This is a genomic window from Neisseria sp. HMSC055H02, assembly GCF_001813335.1.
GTDB lineage: Bacteria > Pseudomonadota > Gammaproteobacteria > Burkholderiales > Neisseriaceae > Neisseria > Neisseria sicca_C.
Window position 1 is genome coordinate 156,059 of record NZ_KV812067.1, and the last position, 18,042, is coordinate 174,100.

10 protein-coding genes are annotated in these 18,042 nt (G+C 50.7%); 4 read left to right on the plus strand and 6 right to left on the minus strand.

The genetic code is table 11. From position 1 onward, the window contains the following. Window positions 1-4: 4 nt before the first annotated feature. The 6 genes from HMPREF2907_RS02015 to HMPREF2907_RS02040 all read right to left on the minus strand — a co-directional run bounded on the left by HMPREF2907_RS02015 (window position 5) and on the right by HMPREF2907_RS02040 (window position 7,110). A complete protein-coding gene (locus tag HMPREF2907_RS02015) occupies window positions 5-1,078 on the minus strand; it encodes a glycosyltransferase family 4 protein (protein WP_060974984.1) in 1,074 nt (357 codons plus the stop codon). Window positions 1,079-1,091: 13 nt separating this feature from the next. Then, window positions 1,092-2,369, minus strand: coding sequence for an O-antigen ligase family protein (locus HMPREF2907_RS02020; protein WP_070679495.1), 1,278 nt, complete (start codon window positions 2,367-2,369; stop codon window positions 1,092-1,094). A 174-nt stretch (window positions 2,370-2,543) separates the two neighbouring features. Next, a complete protein-coding gene (locus HMPREF2907_RS02025; protein WP_070679498.1) occupies window positions 2,544-3,962 on the minus strand; it encodes a lipopolysaccharide biosynthesis protein in 1,419 nt (472 codons plus the stop codon). Window positions 3,963-4,126: 164 nt separating this feature from the next. After that, on the minus strand, window positions 4,127-5,434 hold the full coding sequence (locus HMPREF2907_RS02030; RefSeq protein ID WP_060974982.1) for a nucleotide sugar dehydrogenase: 1,308 nt from the start codon (window positions 5,432-5,434) through the stop codon (window positions 4,127-4,129). Window positions 5,435-5,877: 443 nt separating this feature from the next. Continuing rightward, window positions 5,878-6,363 carry a nuclear transport factor 2 family protein gene (locus HMPREF2907_RS11530; RefSeq protein ID WP_083310644.1) on the minus strand — a complete coding sequence of 162 codons (486 nt, stop codon included), beginning with the start codon at window positions 6,361-6,363 and terminating at the stop codon, window positions 5,878-5,880. A gap of 90 nt (window positions 6,364-6,453) precedes the next feature. After that, window positions 6,454-7,110, minus strand: a complete 657-nt coding sequence (locus HMPREF2907_RS02040) for an NAD(P)-dependent oxidoreductase (RefSeq protein WP_070679504.1) — start codon at window positions 7,108-7,110, stop codon at window positions 6,454-6,456. A gap of 184 nt (window positions 7,111-7,294) precedes the next feature. Here HMPREF2907_RS02040 and HMPREF2907_RS02045 point away from each other — a divergent pair, with 184 nt between their 5' ends. The 4 genes from HMPREF2907_RS02045 to HMPREF2907_RS02065 all read left to right on the plus strand — a co-directional run. Next, a complete protein-coding gene (locus HMPREF2907_RS02045) occupies window positions 7,295-8,185 on the plus strand; it encodes a LysR family transcriptional regulator (RefSeq protein ID WP_070679507.1) in 891 nt (296 codons plus the stop codon). Then, on the plus strand, window positions 8,182-8,460 hold the full coding sequence (locus HMPREF2907_RS02050; protein ID WP_070679510.1) for a GIY-YIG nuclease family protein: 279 nt from the start codon (window positions 8,182-8,184) through the stop codon (window positions 8,458-8,460). The genes HMPREF2907_RS02045 and HMPREF2907_RS02050 overlap by 4 nt, the downstream gene beginning before the upstream one ends. 136 nt (window positions 8,461-8,596) lie before the next feature. Further along, the gene (locus tag HMPREF2907_RS02055; protein WP_318258978.1) at window positions 8,597-9,247 is read left to right on the plus strand and encodes a hypothetical protein; all 651 of its coding nucleotides are present in this window, start codon (window positions 8,597-8,599) and stop codon (window positions 9,245-9,247) included. Between the two features lie 749 nt (window positions 9,248-9,996). Beyond that, window positions 9,997-18,042: ESPR-type extended signal peptide-containing protein (locus HMPREF2907_RS02065; RefSeq protein ID WP_083310645.1), on the plus strand; the 8,046-nt coding region annotated here is incomplete at its 3' end.

The window sequence follows — 18,042 nt, forward strand, 5'->3', positions numbered from 1 at the left end:
GACCTCACATATCGTAAGCGGCCATTGTGGTGCGATAGATTTCATCATCGGAACACAAGGTCTCAACGTGTTTATGCAGGGCTTTGCCCATCTTTTCGCGTAACTCGGGCTGCTTGATGAGTTGATCGACGGCTTCGATAAAGGCTTCGTCTTCGCCGAAGGGGAAACAGTATCCGGTTTCGCCGGTAATGACCATTTCGGAAATGCCGCCCATGTTGTAGGTCACGACGGGCGTGTCGTAGAGGCCGGCTTCAAGGATGTTGTTGCCGACGCCTGCGCCGTGGTCGCCGATACAGTGCGGCGTGTTTACCAAAATATCCACGTCTTTGAAATAGCCGGTCAAATCGCGCACTCCGCCGAGGAAGGTAACTTTGTCGTCTATGCCCAGTCGTTTTGCTTGCGCTTTCAGATTGTCCATTTCTTCGCCTATGCCCGCTACGTTCAGGCGTACGGGCATATCGCGGTCGACCATTTTCTTAAAGATGTCCAACATCACATGCACGGCGCGGACGGTGTCCAAGCGCGACAGCGTACCGAGCATGACGTAGTCTTTGGCGGTTTTTTCAGGAACGTAATCGGCTTTGTGCAGGGCGTTGTAGGTGTAAGTGATGCGGTTGGCGGGGAAGCCGTGGCGGATGAGTTTTTCCTGTTCGTGTCTGCAGTTGCCGATGATGTATACGCCCAGTTTGTCGAAAAGTTTGGCGATTTTCGGATAAGTTTCGGCATCCAAACCGCGCGCATGGTAGAACACTTTGGTTTTCGGCGAAGAGATTTTCGCCGCGATGGCACAGGCGGGAACGATGCGCGCCATTTGGCAGTGGACGATGTCGGGTTTTTCCTGTTTCAACATCTTCATGTAGGCGAACATGCCCTTGATGTAGCCCAAGATGCCGCCCTGATAAAAATCAATAGGACGCCATTGGATGCCCAAGGCTTGGGCTTCTTTGATGAGCGGGCCATCGGAAGAGGCAAGGACAACCTCGTGGCCGCGCTGCCTGAGCAACCGTCCTAAGCGGAAGGTCGCGTTTTCAGTGCCGCCGAGGCCGGACATGGAAGTAGTCAAAACAATTTTTTTCATATCGTGTTTTCTATCAAGGGGTGTATCGGTACGCGTTATACGCCGTATCGCGTTGCGGCAGGACGCTGTATAGGAAAATCAAAAAGCAGGGCAGCCAGATGAAGGGCATACGAAAAATGGTGGACGGGATAAAACCTGCCAAAAGGAACAATCCCATTGCTGCCAACCCAATGACGCGCTGCTTGCTTTTCATATTCCTGCCTGCGGCGACGCAGAAGAAATAGTATGCGGCATAGAACAAAAAAGCCGTCAGCGAAATCAGACCGAAACCGAGGTATAGCTCGATAAGGAAGCTGTGCGGGTTTTCAAACGCCAGGCTGTCGCTCAAGTGGCCGCCGAAATATTCTTGGAATTTTTTCGGACCATAGCCCAACAGCAGGAATGGCGGATGTTCCCAGAAATAGTTATAGATTTCCTGACGGTAGCCGACCGAATTGTCGCTTTCCAAATCAAACAGGAACAAATACAGGCGTGAGGAAATATTTTCCAAAAAGGCATTACCGTGCAGGGAGAGCAGGAAATCGGCAATGTACTGTTTCGGAATCATCGACAATCCTGCGCCTGTAACACCTATGGTCATCAGCGTAAACAGCCCGTTGTTACGGTAAATCAAGTTCAGGATAAACAAAATGATGTAACACAGGGTAGCGGTACGCGACGCGCTGGCAAAAATGACTACGCCCAAACATAAAAAAAGTATCAAGCCGAGCAAGTATTCTTTTTTACTGACATCAATATTGAAAAATACTAAAACGGCAGGCGCAAAACAGAGGGCGGTCGTGCCTAAGTTATTAGGGTTAAAGAAAAAACCCTTAATAATCCCCGCATCAATCGCCAACACTTCATCTGCTTGAACGAATTGGATGCCGGTCAAAATTTCCACAGCGGGCGGGATAATGATGAATGCGCAGAAAAACAATAGTAGGCGGCGGATAAACGCCGCCGGATTTTCATGCCGGCTCAATACCAGGTACAGCAGATAAAACAGGCTGGGTAGGGACAGGAAGAAAAACGTATCCATAATCCTGACCGAATCCAGCGTGGTAATAAACAGATGGATGCCGCCCCAACCGCACATGATGGCAAGCGCCGCCAGCATTTTGCCTGCTTTGCCGTTGAACCGTTTGGACTCTAACGCAAAAATCAGCAGGGCGGTAGGCAGCAGCAGAATGGTCAGGGGGTTATCGATACGCGGAATCCCGGCTTTGTACGACAGCATCGGCCCAAGCATATAGGCGGTTGAAATCGTGTATATCAGCGTAATGTATAAAGTTTGTGTTTTGAGTTTCACTTTGTTTCCTGAGGTGGGACGGTTTCGGAAATATTATTATATGCAGAAACAATTTGTCTGACCGCAGAATCCGACTGAATGCGTCGGTAATGTATTGGGCGGTATATCGGCCGAAAAGTTTCAGTTCCGATGTTTTTGTGTCTGTCTGAAAACTGCTGCTTCCTTTCCTTTGGATTATCTTTTCAGACGACTCTTGACAGCAGCTGCTGCCGAGATAAGGGACGACTTGCGACTCCATATCAGATAAGAAAGTCCTACCAGCCAAAGCAAGGCGAACAACGGATAGTTTTCCTTTGTGCCAAAATAGGTGTAGCTCACGCAAAGCAGTACGCTCAAAGCAGTATTGGTATAAATTTTCAGCCGCGGCAGAGGGCGCCATACCCTAGATGAAAATTCGGTTTTGATGACGCAGAACACCCAAAACGATATTGCGCTCGCTATGGCGGCACCACGCGCCCCCAAATGGGGAACCAGTAGCGACAGCAGACCGAAATTGATGGCAAAAGCGACAATGTTGACTGCTGTAATCAACCAAGTCCGTTTGACAACGTTCAATCCGATACCGCTGACTTCCGTAAGCGTATAGAACAGCGGATATAACATACATGAGAGCAGCAAAAACTGTACTGGAGTGTATTTGTCGGGCAATATCCAAGTAACGACGGGCGAGAAAATGCCGATAAAACAAATCATCGCACTGATTAATTCGGTCATCGAAAGGGTGATGCCGCCGATTTTATCCAAATGGGTTTTGTCTTCCACCCATTTGAACACCAAAGGCGCCCAAATGGTTGAGAATACGCTTTGAAAAATCAGGGCAACCGCGCCGAAGCTGACCGCCATCGAGTAAATGCCAAGCTCATCCAAACCCGCCCACTGTTTGAGCGCAAAACGATCGATTGAGGTCAATCCCCAATAAGCCAAATTCCCGAATGCCAAGGGCAAACCGTAGCGCAGGCTTGCATGATGGGTTTCAGACGACCAAGGAGCGCGCGCAGCAGCGCGCAGTTCATGTCTGGTTTGGTATGTCAAAACGGCGACAGTCAATACTTGCGCCACGGTGTAGGCAAGGACAAGACTGACGGTATCAGTTTCGACACCGCTGAAAACGAATAACAAAACCAACGCCAAAATCAGGAATTTCGGTGTAAGTTGGCTGAGGGAAAAGGCGACGGCTTTTTCCTGCATCCTCAGTATCAGGGAGAGAAACCGCGCAAACAGGCAGGTCAGCAGGAAAATTAAAAACAGCAAGCCCAAGGTTTTATCCGGTAAATCAAAAATCAAATCTGCCGGCCAAGCCGTATTCCATACAAGCACCGCCAAAATCACGACAGTCGTCAAAACGAACGGCGACAGGCTGATGGATTTAAACAGGGACGCTTTATCTTTAGCAGCGTAATATTCGCGGATATACGCCTGATCCAAACCCAGCCCCAAAATCAGGATGGTCAGACCGGAGATGGTTTGCAGTAAGACGATACGGCCGATGTCTTCCGCAGGGTAGTACCATGAAATCAGCGGAAGCGAGAGGATGCCGAAAGCCGCGCTGCCTATCGGGCCTAAGGCATAACCGAGTATTTTTCTTATATTCATAAATAGGTGGGGTTTGTTGCCGCCAAGATTTTCAGACGACCTGAAAACGCAGCCGCATCATGCGAATAAGGGCTTTCTTAGGTCGTCTGAAAACAAACGGACTAAGAAAGCCGACTGCCTGCCGAGAGCTGTCGGCAAGCAGTCCGCCTCAATCATCAAAGGTGTTACGCTTTCACGACTTTCGGGTTTTTCGCAGGGAACTTGCCGCGCGTATCGACAATCAGTTTGGCGTGTTCGGCAATCATGTCGTAGTCAAACTTGTCATGGTCGGTCGTCAGCACCACGCAGTCGTATTTCGCTATGGTTTCCGGCGTCAGCGGCTCGCTCTTCAGGTCGAAGTAGTGGTGGCCGGGGATGTACGGGAACTCAAGCACGTGCGGGTCGGAGTAGGAAATGTTTGCCCCCAATTTGTGCAGGCGGTCCATCACTTCCACAGACGGGCTTTCGCGCATGTCGTCCACATTTTTCTTGTAGGCGATACCCAAAACCAAGATTTTGCTGTCTTTGATGGAACGGTTGTGTTCGTTCAAAGCCAGTCCCACTTTGCCGATAACGTAGTCGGGCATGTGGGAGTTCACTTCGCCTGCCAACTCGATGAAGCGGGTGTTCACGCCGTATTCGCGCGCTTTCCAAGTCAGGTAGAACGGGTCGATGGGGATGCAGTGTCCGCCCAAGCCCGGACCGGGATAGTAGGCGACGAAGCCGAACGGTTTGGTTGCCGCGGCGGCGATGACTTCGTGAATATCGACATCCATTTTGTCGGCGACGATTTTCATCTCGTTCACCAAACCGATGTTCACGGCGCGGTGGATGTTTTCCAGAAGCTTGGTCAGCTCGGCGGCTTTGGTGGAGCTTACCGGTACGACTTTGTCGATGGCAGGCTGATACAGCGCGATACCGACTTCCAGACAAGCAGGGGTATGGCCGCCGATGACTTTCGGGATGGTGCGGGTTTCAAAATTCGGGTTACCCGGGTCTTCGCGTTCCGGAGAGTAAACCAAGAACACGTCTTTGCCGACTTTCAGACCGCCTTCTTCAACGCGCGGCAGCAATTCTTCTTCGGTCGTACCGGGGTAGGTAGTGGATTCCAAAGACAGCACTTGACCGGCGCGCAGGTAAGGTTTCACCGCGTCGGTGGTGTCGATAACGAAGCTCATGTCCGGCTCGCGGTATTTGTTCAACGGAGTCGGTACGCACAAAATCACGGCTTCCACTTCGCCGATGCGGGAGAAGTCGGTGGTGGCTTCAAACAGGCTGTTTGAAGCGGCGGCGATTTTCTCGGCAGGAATATGCTCGATGTAGGTTTCGCCTTTGTTGAGTTTGTCGACTTTGGTTTTGTCGATGTCGAAGCCCAAAACCTGATAACCGATGTCCACATAGCGGAGCATCAGAGGCAGGCCGACGTAGCCCAAGCCGACGATACCGATTTTGGCGGTTTTATCTGCAAATTTCTGAATGGTGGTATTTTTCATGATAGGTCTCATGTGATGGAAAACAAACCGACGCGACCATGTCGGACTCGCGCCGTGCCTGCCTGTGGAGGCATTCAGGGAAAGAGGAGGAGCTGTTCGCAGGTTTAGAGTAAAAGGGGAAAAAAAAGTTTTACGCCTTATATATATAAAATACGGCGCGAACAAAAAATGCAGTATTATAATATATGCATATATTATAAAACAATGATGACGGAAAGAAAGAAATCTTGTTGTTTTTAATGTATATTATTTCGTTAGTTACAAAAATTTGCATTGTAAATACAAATGATTTGCCGATTGTAAATTCCAAAATATTTTCGTAAATTAACCAAGGTTAATATTTTTGTAAAACCGGACGTAAAATTATAAAGGTCGTCTGAAAACCTTAAAAATTGGGTTTTCTGACGACCTTTGCACATTTTGCCGTATCGCTTCAAGGCATTTTAAAACATAGAATGCCCGCCCACTGTTTTTTCCGGTACGGATTGAATCACGTCCCAATGTTCGACGATTTTACCGTTGCGGTCGAAGCGGAAAATATCGACGACCGCTTCGCCCCGGTCTTGGGCGGAGGTTTGGCTGAAGACGTGCATGAACACCAAATCGCCTTCCGCCGCGATACGTTTCACTTCGGCGCGCGAGCCGGGATTTTCTTTCAAAAACGGGGCGAAGGCGTCAATAAAGGCTTGTCCGCCGTCGGCAACGGTCGGATTGTGTTGGATGTAGGTTTTGCCGACATATTTGCTGACGGCTTCTTGCAGTTTGTGTTGGTTGAATGCGAGGTCGTAGAAGGCAAGGGCGTTGGCTTTGATGCGTGCCTCTTGGGTTTGCGCGGCTTTGGTATGTACGGGTTTGGCTTGGGAAGCGGCGTATGCGGCGGTCGATGAGAGAGCTGCTGCGGTCAGTAAGACGGCGATGATTTTTTTTATTTTTCGATTTCCTTTTGGTTTGGGGGAGGGAAAGGTCGTCTGAAAACTTGATTTTTAAGGTTTTCAGACGACCTTTGCTCTAGACGGCGGTTAAGCGGCGGCAACGGTAAAGCGTTCAAACAATTGCGTTTTGTTTTCCGCGTCGTCGGCGATGGCGACCGCCAGATCCGCTACGCTGATGCCTGCCGGAATTTCACCGTCCATCAGCAAATCGTCTTTGCCCAAGCGGTATTTGCCGGTTTTGTCTTCGCCGAACCCGCCGTCCGCGCCCAGTCGTGCCGGAGGGGAAACGAAAGACCAGTTCACATCGCGGCGCGGCAGGAGTGCGGTCAAGAGATGGCGTGCGGCATTGGCGCCGTCGTAAATGGCTTTGGGGAAGTCGGGCGTATCGACAACTTGCAAATCAGGCGCGACATACAGGCTGCCCGCGCCGCCGACGATTAAGAGATACGGCACTTGCGCCGCTTTTGCCGCTTCGACGATGCTGTTTGCGCCGCGTGTAAAATCCGCGCCGATATTGGGATTGGTCCAGCCGGGATTGAACGCGCTGACCACGGCGTCAAAGCCTGCCAGCTTGTCGGCGAAATCTGCCGCGTTCACGTCTGCGGAGACGGCGGCAACATTTTGCGCTTGGAACACTTTATCCGTATTGCGCGCGAAAGCGGTCACTTCATGCCCGCGACCTGCCAATTCTTGAACCACTGCGTTGCCGACATAACCTGTTGCACCGATGACTGCGATTTTCATGTTTGACTCCTTGTTAGGATATGATTGATTAGATGAACGCATTGTAAGGTCGTCTGAAACGCTTGATAATCCCCGTTTTGCTGTTATGATTGTGAAGTTAAACTAAACAATCAAAATAGAAGGCCGTCTGAAAGCGTTTGGACTTCGTTAAAACCAAACTTTCAGACGGCCTCATCATAGAAGAATGCAAGACATCAAACCCCTGCTCGTTTTCGCCGCCGTCCTCGAACACGGCAGTATGAACGCCGCTGCTGCCGCTCTGGGCATGACCCCGTCTGCCGTCAGCCAGCACATCAACCGCCTCGAAACCCTGCACGGCATCAAGCTGTTAAACCGCAGCACGCGCAGCCTTTCGCCGACCGATGCCGGCCGCGCTTTGGGCGAATACTGCCGCCGCCTCGCCGCCACCCTTACCGATACGCGTACCGTTATCGACAATCTGAAAACCGAACCCGTCGGCGAATTGCGTATCTCCCTAACATCCAGCGTTATCAGTTCCCGCGCTTTTCAGACGGCGTTTGCAAGATTGCAAACCGAGTTTCCCAAAATCCGCCCCGTCCTCAATTTCAGCGATACCTTGGACGACCTGCAACACAATCAGACCGACATCGCCATACGCGGCGGCGACCGCGCTTTGGATGATCCCAACCTTGTCGCGCGCCATCTCGTTACTTGGCCGTACACCATTTGCGCCGCGCCCGATTATCTCGACCGCCATCCGCCCATCACCCATCCCTCGCAGCTTCACGCCCACCGCTGGCTGCACTTCCTGCCCGTGCGCACGACCTTGCAACACGGCGGCGAAAGCTATTTCCTCGACATCGCCGACAGCATTGCCTGCACGCATCTTGCCGCCGTGCGCAGCCTGACCGAAAGCGGTTTCGGTTTGTCTTTGCAAGTGGGCGGCGAAGTTCGGGAAAAAATCGCCCAAGGTCGTCTGAAAACCGTTTTGCCCGAATGGACGCTGCCGCCGGTCAGCCTCTATTTGGTGACGCCTTATCGCGTCCAGTCCGCCAAAACCGAAGCCGCCGTCCGTATCTTCACGGAAAGTTTCGCCAAGGAAGCAGACGCATGAACGCGGAAAATTGGTGCGTTTACCTGATTCTGTGTGAAAACGGCGCGCTTTACTGCGGCATCAGCAACCGCCCGCAAGAGCGGTTCGCTGCCCACCTCGCCGGCAAAGGCGCGAAATATACGCGGCTGAACAAACCGACGGCGATGCGTATCGTTTCAGACGACCTCTCCAAAAGCGAGGCGCTGAAACGGGAAATCGCCATTAAAAAACTGACGGTAGGGAAGAAGCGGGAATTGTGGGACGAGGCGGCGGGAAATGCTTTCCCTGCCCAATAACGTGGATATTTCCAGCAGTTGTGTGATAAAAGGTCGTCTGAAAAACAGAATTCAGACGACCTTGATTTTCTGTAAGCCGTCGAATTTAACATTCCTGAAAGATAAGTTGAAATTCCCTAACCGGCAGCATAGTATAATGTCCGCTTACCGAAAACCTCAGGCCGCCATGAAACCGATACCCTATATCCTTGCGGCTGCGCTCTGCCTCAGCAGCTCAGCCGTATCCGCAAATCCTGTTACCTATATCTGCAAAACCGCAAACGGCATTGTCTTTACCAACCAGAAAACCGGTGCCGAATGTACCGTGTCCCATGTTGACGGCAGCGCGACCGTCAGCAGTGAAGAAGCCGACAGCGCCGTTCCCGAAACGGTCAACCTGAAAGAAGCCATCGGTCAGGCAGCCCCCGAAATCGACGACATTAAAATCCTTCCGCGTCCGGCAGTAAGCAGTGTAACCAACACCGCAGAAGCCGCCAATCCCCGCCTGGATGTGAGACTGCGCAACCAGCCGGATACCAAAGCCGCCAAAGCGCGTGCCACAGAGATGAACCGCAAAGCGAAAATCCTTCCTGCGCCCGTTGTATCCGCACCTGCGAAGCCCCAAATGTCGCGTAAGCAAATCCTTCAAAAAGAAGTCCGCAACGAACAGGCCGCACTCGCCCGCGCCCAATCCCAACTTGCCGCCGCCCGCCGTCAGGGGGATCAGGCAAAAATCAACCGCCTGACCCGTGATGTCAGCGACAGGCAGGCAAGCATCCGCGCCATGCAGAACGAAATGGGGCGTTGATTCTTTTTTATAGCTTTATTGCAATCCACCTTCAAAAGGTCGTCTGAAAAGTAGCGGAACCCGCTATGGATATTTCAGACGACCTTTTTGCGTTGTTTTCCCATGTTTGCTAGCGAGAGTTTGAAAGATCGGAATGTAGCGTGGGCTATGCCCACGAGTGCAGTTGGCGGGAGTCATGGCAGAGGAAAAGTTGTGTTTCCCTGACTTGGCAAGCTTCTGCTGCCAATTCTTTTCCTTGCGATAGAAGACGGTAAGCGCAAGATGAAGGATTAATTCTACAAATCAATACCGTTGCAAAGGCGTCTCAAATTTTCTTTCTGTATTTTCATTCAAATATAAATATCGTCTTAAACGACATATCCATAAATGCAATATGAGAGTTTGGCATGAGAATTGCAGGGTTTAGACATAGTTCCACTTTTAAAAGTAAAGATACGTTAAAAAATAAAAGAAACTTAAAGATTATCGGAGCTTATTTTGTATGAGCGGTGATTTGATGAAGTTTCTACACTATATCTACTGATATAGATATGTTCTAAAAATTGTACTTAAGTGACAATTAACGTCAACCTATTTGATTTTCAATAATATATAAACAAAATAAATGAATGCCTGTCTCATAAAATCCGCGTGTGCCTTGAAGAAGAAGATTTGGCGGCGGGACAGTGCGGGGAGTACGTCTTGTTTTGATTGTATATGCTTGAATTCAATCTGATATTTTTTAATAAATCCAACCAAGAGAGATTGTTATGAATAAGATTTTCAAGGTAGTATGGAACCGTACCATCGGCTCTTTCGTCGTTACTTCCGAATTGGCGAAGGGACGTGTCAAATCAAGCGGCGAAGGTGCTGAAGGGGATGTGCGCACCTCAGAGGAAGGTCGTCTGAAAACCTTGTTCAGGCTGACGGCGTTGAGCGCGGCATTATTGGGATTTTCCGAAGGGGCTTGGGCAGTGGTTGCGCCTGCCGGTCAAGTTGTCAATGGTTCGGGTGGGGAAACTGCGATCAACGGCGGTAATGCTAATGGTACAGGTGCAGTTGCGGTTGGTGCATATTCTCGTGCGGGAACAAGGGCTGCACCTCCTCTTGGGCTCAATACGGGTGCTATTGCAATCGGTGGTAGTGATCAAACTACGGCTACGTATGCTGATGGTAATAATGCGATTGCTATTGGTACGGGTGCAAATTCAAATGCAGCTAAGGCTACGTCTATTGGTTCGGATACGATAGCCTCGGATCAATTTACTACTGCTCTGGGTGGTCGCGCCGAGGCGAAGGCGCGCGGTGCGACAGCCATTGGCGGTTGGACACAGGCTACAGGCCAGTTTGCGGTTGCCATCGGGGGGAGTGACCGCTGGGGGCGTGGTATAAATACAGAATTGAATGACGGCAGTGGCGCGACTTTGGCTTCAGGGGCTCGCAGTACCGCTATTGGTCGACGTGCGATGGCTACGAGGGATGATACGCTTGCTTTCGGTACGAATGCGAAGGCTACGGGCGTAGATGCGGTTGCTTTTGGGACGAACGCGAATGCATCAATTCTTAAATCGATTGCTATCGGTAAAAATACACAGGCAACGGGAGAGGCCTCTATCGCTATTGGTAGTGATGATGTTAAATATGGAGAGATTAAAGCAACCTCCAGACAAGGTATTGCCATTGGTACGGGAGCTAAGGCGATAGGCGATACTCAAGCCGTTGCCATCGGTCCGGATGCCACTGCTTCGGGTCAGCAATCAACCTCCATTGGTAACAATACCCGCGCAAAAGGGGATTCGTCTGTTGCCATTGGTGGCGATGACTGGGATGAAGCAAAAAAAACTGTAAATGCACAGTACAAGGTATTGACTGGTTCTGATATGGCTGGGGGTTATGCGGGTACGGAAGCAGCTACCGCAGCGGTTGCGGTAGGTGTGAAGGCGCGTGCGACTGGTGCTCTATCAACGGCTTTTGGTCCAGGTTCGACAGCTAGTGGTTTGGGTGCATCAGCATTCGGTGTGGGTGCGTCCGCTACTCAGGATAAATCCGTTGCTATTGGTGCGGGCTCGACCACAACCATTAATGCGGAAAAGATAACTACTGCAACTGTAAATGGTATTACCTATGGTGGTTTCGCGGGTACCAACAACTTGACGCACGGTTCGCAGGTTTCTTTCGGTTCGGTAGGCTACGAACGCCAGCTTAAAAATGTTGCCCCAGGTGCGATTACCTCAACTTCCACCGACGCGATTAACGGCAGCCAACTTTACGCGCTTCATGTAGGTTCGGGCAATATCGCCAAAGCAGTTGCCGATGCATTGGGCGGCAACGCAGCTGTAGGCATTGATTCTACAAACAATCAAGGTACGGTAACGCTGCCGTCTTATGATGTGTTCAAAGGCAATGCGACACCGAATGCCACAGGCAACAGTGCGACCAAATTCAATACGGCAGCCGCAACCAACGTAGGCGGCGCGTTGACCAATCTCAATACTTACGTCAACCAAGGCTTTGCCGTCAAAGACAATGCGGGCGCGGCGAAGGGCATTGTTACGCCCGGAGAAAGCGTGCAATTTGCCGACGGCAATGCAACTACCGTTACCGTTGAGACTGAAGCAGATGGTAATACTAAAGTCAAATACGACGTTAAGGTGGACGACAAAACCATCAAGGTTGTTGACGGTAAGCTGACCGGTACGTCGCAAACCCATTTTTACAGCGTCAAAAACGAAGATCAAACTAAAGGTAACTACAACAACGACGGTGCGACAGGCGACAACGCGCTTGCCGCAGGTGTAGATGCTTCTGCGACTGCCAATGGTACAACTGCGGTAGGTCTGAAGGCTCAGGCATCGGCTGAATCTGCCATCGCAGTCGGTAGCGAAACCAAAGCAGCGGCGAAAAATGCGGTAGTAATCGGTAACAAGGCTTCCGTCGAAGCAGCCACAGGCTCTGTTGCCAATGTCAACGGTACGACCACGGGAGAAGGCTCGGTCGCCGTGGGTGCGGCAAGTAAAGCCAGCGGTACGAACGCGACCGCCGTCGGTCAGGCTGCAAATGCCTTCGGTCAGAATTCTTTTGCAGGCGGTCAAAATTCCAAAGCCTCGGGCAAATCCAGTGTAGCCATTGGCGACGGGGCAAATGCTACTGACGATTCTTCTTCTGCCGTCGGTCCGTATGCCCAAGCGACTAAATCGGGTGCATCGGCTTTTGGTTATTACGCTAATGCATTAGGCGAAAACTCTTTGGCGGCAGGTAGAAATGCGCAAGCTACAAATGCTAATGCAGTCGCTCTTGGCAATGAATCCAAAGCGACGGGGCAAAATACCATTGCATTTGGTAACAACGCTAATGCTTCGCAAAACCAAGCAATGGCTTTAGGTAGGAATACTGTCGCATCTGCCGGATATACCGTTGCATTGGGTGATGAAGCGAAAGCAACAGCGATTAAGGCAATCGCCTTTGGTTCTAGTGCCCAGGCGACAGGTGCCAATTCCGTCGCAACAGGTGTTCAGGCGAAAGCTCATGCGGATGATGCATTAGCTGTTGGCTCAAACGCCAATGCATCAGGGGAGTCGGCAATCGCTTTGGGCAAGCAAAGCAATGCATGGAAGGTAAATTCTCTGGCATTCGGCAATAGTGCGAATTCCAATGGTGAGCGTGCCATTGCAATTGGTTTGGAGAGTGTGAGCAACGGTCAGAATGCAGTTTCTGTCGGTCAGAAAGCTTATGCAGATGAACACGGCGTTGCCATCGGCAGTGAAAGCAATGCTGCACAGGCCGCAGCCATCGCTATCGGTAACAAAGCCCAAGCCATGAAATACAGCTCCATCGTTATCGGTGAAGAAGCGAAATCCAATAATTCACGCTCTGTCGTTATCGGCTATCACGCTTCTGCAACCAATCCGGCAATGTCCGCATCCAATCAAGATACCAATCAAACTGTTGCTATCGGTGCATATGCCAATGCATGGGGTGATCAATCTACTGCCATCGGTAACAATGTAGATGCAAAAGGCAATTCTTCTATCGCTATCGGTGCAGACGACTGGGATACCGTTGCAGTGAAAACTGTGGCCGGTACGGGTAAAACGGTTAAACAAGTTTATCAAGACTATACCGGTGATGTGATGGAAACCGGTGACGATACTTATACTCATACGACCTCAGGCGAAGCTGCAGTAGCCATTGGTACTAAATCACAGGCAGAAGGCGAATTGTCTACTGCGTTCGGTACGGGTACACGCGCTCAAGGCGTCGCCTCTGCCGCATTCGGTATGGGCGCGAAAGCCACCAAAGGTAACTCTGTAGCAATCGGTGCGGGCAGTACGACTACAACCGATGCAACCAGTGTCAACGAAGCTAAAGTCAATGATCTGAAATACTCAGGCTTTGCAGGCGGCAACAATGTTACCTCTGGCGACCAAGTATCCTTTGGTTCTAAAAACTACGAACGCCAATTGAAAAACGTTGCGCCGGGCGAAATCTCTAATACTTCTACCGATGCCATCAACGGCAGCCAGCTGTACGCGGTACAAAACGTTTTGGGCAATACTGCTAAAACTGTTAAAAATGTATTGGGCGGCAATGCTGCAGTCGGCGAAGATGGCGGCTTTACAATGAGCGACATCGGCGGTACAGGTCAAAATACCATCGATGCGGCTATTCGTAATCTGAATGCTAATGCGTACAAACCATTCAAGCTGACAACGGCGCAGACTAGTGGTACCAATGGTGTGGCGGAGAATCACACGCTGCAAAACATTACCAGCGGCTCAACCATTACACTGGAAGCGGGCAAAAACATCTCCCTGCGTCAAAACGGTGCAACCGTCAGCATCAATACCGTCGATAATCCTGAATTCACGGGCAAAGTTACCGCTAAGGGCGGATTGGATATGGGCGGCAACAAGATTACCAATGTTGCCAAAGGCGATACTGCCGGCGACGCGGTTAATCTGGGTCAGTTGCAAGAAGCAATGGCAAACCTGAGCGTCAGCACGCTGACGACTGTCAATAATGATGCGCCGTTCTCCTATATAGATAAAGACGGTAGATTGCTGAAGCGGGAGGTAACCGTAGATTCAGGTACGGGCGTGAAAACTGTATCGTTCAAACATATGGACGACAGCACTCCGTACACGGGTGACGTAACCATTGCCGCATTAAACCCGACCGATCCGCAAACCACTACTCCGACCACAGTCGGCAATGTGAAGGACGGTGCTAAAGCCAATGATGCGGTCAATGTTTCCCAATTGAACAAAATTGCTGAAGCCATCGGTACTAAAGTGAATCCGGACGGCACGATTACTGCGCCAACGTATAACGTCATTTCAGGCAATCCTTCAAGCTCCAGCGTAGCAGGTTACAACAAAGTGGGTGACGCGCTCACCGCTTTAAGCAATGCCGTACGCACGCCGTTGAATTTCGAAGGCGATACCGGTACGAAATTTGACCGTCAACTTGGCAGCACCGTGGCCGTTAAAGGCGGACAAACTGATAAGACTAAGCTATCCGATAATAATATTGGTGTAGTTTCAGACGACCAAAATCACACGTTGAACGTCAAATTGGCAAAAGAATTGACCGGCCTGACTTCCGCAGCCTTCAGCGGCGATGTAACCGCTGCTGGCACGACCGTTAACGGTTCCGGCGTAACCATCGGCTCCGGCAGCAACCCTGTGAGCCTGACTGCGGGCGGACTCTCCAACGGCGGCAACAAGGTTACCAACATTGCCGACGGCGTGGCAGATAATGACGCAGCAAGCTACAAACAAGTCAAAGCTGCGAAAACCGAGGTTCAAGCAGGTACGAATGTTGCCGAAGTGAAGAAAACCGACGGTGCGGACGGTCAGGCGATTTACACCGTCAATGCCAAAGGCACGGTTGTTTCCGCCTCAGGCGCAGACAACGGTCTGAAACTTACGTCGTCTGAAGATACAACCACCAATGTCACTACCTACAATCTGGATTTGTCTGACAAAACCAAAGCCTCTTTGACAAAAGCCGACAGCGCATTGCAAAACATCGGCGTACAAGTCAACGGTGCAGATGCCAAAACATTGACTAAAGACGATTCCACGCTGAACTTCGTTGACGGCACAGGTACGACCGCCGAAAACAAAGGAGGCACCGTCGCGTTCAATGTCAATAAATCTACGTTGACAGCAGGTACTGGCGGCGTAATCAGTGCGGATACAGCAGGCGATGCATTTGCTACCGCAACTGATGTTGCCAATGCCATCAATAAAGCCGTTGCCGACAGCGAGAAAATCAGCATCGTAGCGGCAGGCGATAATACCCATGTTGCTTCTCAAGTTACTGGTAATCAGACACTTTATACCGTTCATGCCGATAAAACGACTGTGAGCGTAAAAGCTGACGGTAAGTTGGCATTGAATCCGACTGAAACGACAAGCAGTAACCAAACCAAAACCACCAACTACGAACTTGACCTTTCAGACGACGCCAAAGCTGAGATTCAAAAAGGCGTGGAGGCGAAAACTGCTGTCGACAGCAAGGGTGTTGCATTTGCGGGTAACAACGGAACAACCGATGTCGCCAAACTGGGTGAAACCGTCAATCTCAAAGGCGACGACCAAAACGTCGTTACTGAAGCTGGAGCAGAAGGCATTAAAGTCAAATTGAAAGACGAAATCACTGTCCAAACCGTCAATGCCGATAAACTCAAAGCAGGTAATAGTGTTCTGACCACAGACGGACTGAACACACCGCAAGTCACCGCAGGCGATAGTGTGTTAAACGGTAATGGATTGAACATTGCCAATGGTGACAATCCTGTATCCCTGACCAAGTCCGGCTTGAACAATGGCGGCAACAAGATTGCCAAAGTAGCCAAAGGTACGGCAGACACCGACGCGGTAAATGTCGAGCAAATCAAACCGTTGGCTGAAGCATTGAACACGACCGTCGGTGCAGACGGTACGGTCGGACAGCCGAGCTTTACCGTCAAACAAGCCGACGGTACGGCAGGCACGCCTGTACGTACCGTTCAAGATGCTTTGAACAAAGTCAGCGACGAGTTGAATAAAGGCCTGACCATTGCCGCAGACAAAGGCAATGCGGACAAAGTCAATTTGGGCGAAACCGTTACCTACACGAGCAAAGATAAAAATATCGTAACGACTGTAGGTAGCAACGAAATCGACTTCAGCCTTGCCAATACCGTCACCGTCGGCAAAAACGCGGCAGGTGGCAATCCCGTTATTATCGACGGCACGAACGGCACGGTAAGCGGACTGACCAACAAAACGTTAGGCGGTACGGATTTCGCAGCCAAAGGCCAAGCCGCGACCGAAGAGCAGGTAAATGCTGCGCAAGACAATCTGGCAAATGTTTTGGGTACAGGTTCAACCAACCAAAACGGTACAGTAACGGTTACCAACATCGGCGACACAGGCAAGACTACCGTCAGCGATGCGATTAAATCCGTCAAAGAAACTGCTGAAAAAGGCTGGAACCTGCAAGCCAACGGCGATACTGCCGAAAAAGTAGCAGCAGGCGAAACGGTAACGTTCAAAGACGGCAAAAACATCAAAGTAACCCGCGACGGTAAAAATATCACCGTAGCGACTTCAGACGACGTCGAGTTTAATAAAGTAACCGTCGGCGACAGTGAGTTGAACGGCAGCGGATTGACCATCTCTAACGGCGCGGCAGGATCTTCCGTATCCCTGACTAAAAACGGTCTGAACAACGGCGGTAACAAAATCACCAAAGTTGCTGAAGGTGCGCTTACAGCTGACAGCACCGATGCTGTTAACGGCGCGCAACTGTACAAAGTCGATCAGAAAGCCGATACCAACGCCGCCAATATTGCCAAAGGCATCAATATCGGTGGTACGAGCAACAGCAAAAAATACGCGCTGGGCGACACAGTCAACATCAAAGGCGACAGCAACATTACCAGCGAAACTGTTGAAGGCGGCGTACAACTGAAACTTGCCGACACCGTCAAAATCGGTCAAGACACAGGCAAACCTGTCAGCATCGATGGTACGACGGGAACAGTGAGCGGTTTGAGCAATACTACGTTAGGCGGGACTGGCTTTGCGACTTCAAACAAAGCCGCAACCGAAGCCCAGCTGGATGCAACCCAAGTGAACCTGAAAAACATCTTGGGTGGTGATGCAGTCAACAACAACGGCAATATCGCCATGAGCAATATCGGCGGGACTAACCAAAATACGGTTCACGACGCGATTAAGTCTGTGAAAGAAACTGCTGAAAAAGGCTGGAAGCTGAAAGTCAACGAAGAAACTTCGGCACAGGCCGAAAAAATCAGTCCTGATGATGAAGTAGCCATCAAACAAGGTAAAAATATTACCGTGACCCGCGATGGTAAGAATATCACCGTAGCCACTTCAGACGACGTTGCTTTCAATAAAGTCACGGTCGGCGACAGCGTGTTGAACAGCAACGGACTGACTATTGCCAATGGCGCAGCAAATGCTCCTGTTTCCCTGACTAAAAACGGTCTGGACAATGGCGGCAACAAAGCCTCCAACATCGCCAAAGGCACTGCGGATACCGATGCAGTAAATGTCGAGCAACTTAAACCGATTGCAGCCGCATTGAACACAACAGTCAACCCGACAACGGGTGAAGTGGCTGCGCCCGCGTTCACCGTAACTAAAGCGGACGGCACGAAAAATACCGCTGTCGGTACGGTTCAAGAAGCCTTGGATAAGGTGGGCGAAGAGTTGAAGAAAGGTTTGGTCATTGCCGCTGATGAAGGGTCGTCTGAAAAAGTCAACTTGGGCGACACCGTTACTTACACCGGTACCGATGGC

Excerpts from the sequence above, each read along its gene's own strand:
- HMPREF2907_RS02045 (WP_070679507.1), top strand. The coding sequence starts at position 7,295 with ATGCAAGACATCAAACCCCTGCTCGTTTTCGCCGCCGTCCTCGAACAC.
- HMPREF2907_RS02025 (WP_070679498.1), bottom strand. The coding sequence starts at position 3,962 with ATGAATATAAGAAAAATACTCGGTTATGCCTTAGGCCCGATAGGCAGC.
- HMPREF2907_RS02015 (WP_060974984.1), bottom strand. The coding sequence starts at position 1,078 with ATGAAAAAAATTGTTTTGACTACTTCCATGTCCGGCCTCGGCGGCACT.
- HMPREF2907_RS02040 (WP_070679504.1), bottom strand. The coding sequence starts at position 7,110 with ATGAAAATCGCAGTCATCGGTGCAACAGGTTATGTCGGCAACGCAGTG.
- HMPREF2907_RS02055 (WP_318258978.1), top strand. The coding sequence starts at position 8,597 with ATGTCCGCTTACCGAAAACCTCAGGCCGCCATGAAACCGATACCCTAT.
- HMPREF2907_RS02050 (WP_070679510.1), top strand. The coding sequence starts at position 8,182 with ATGAACGCGGAAAATTGGTGCGTTTACCTGATTCTGTGTGAAAACGGC.
- HMPREF2907_RS02030 (WP_060974982.1), bottom strand. The coding sequence starts at position 5,434 with ATGAAAAATACCACCATTCAGAAATTTGCAGATAAAACCGCCAAAATC.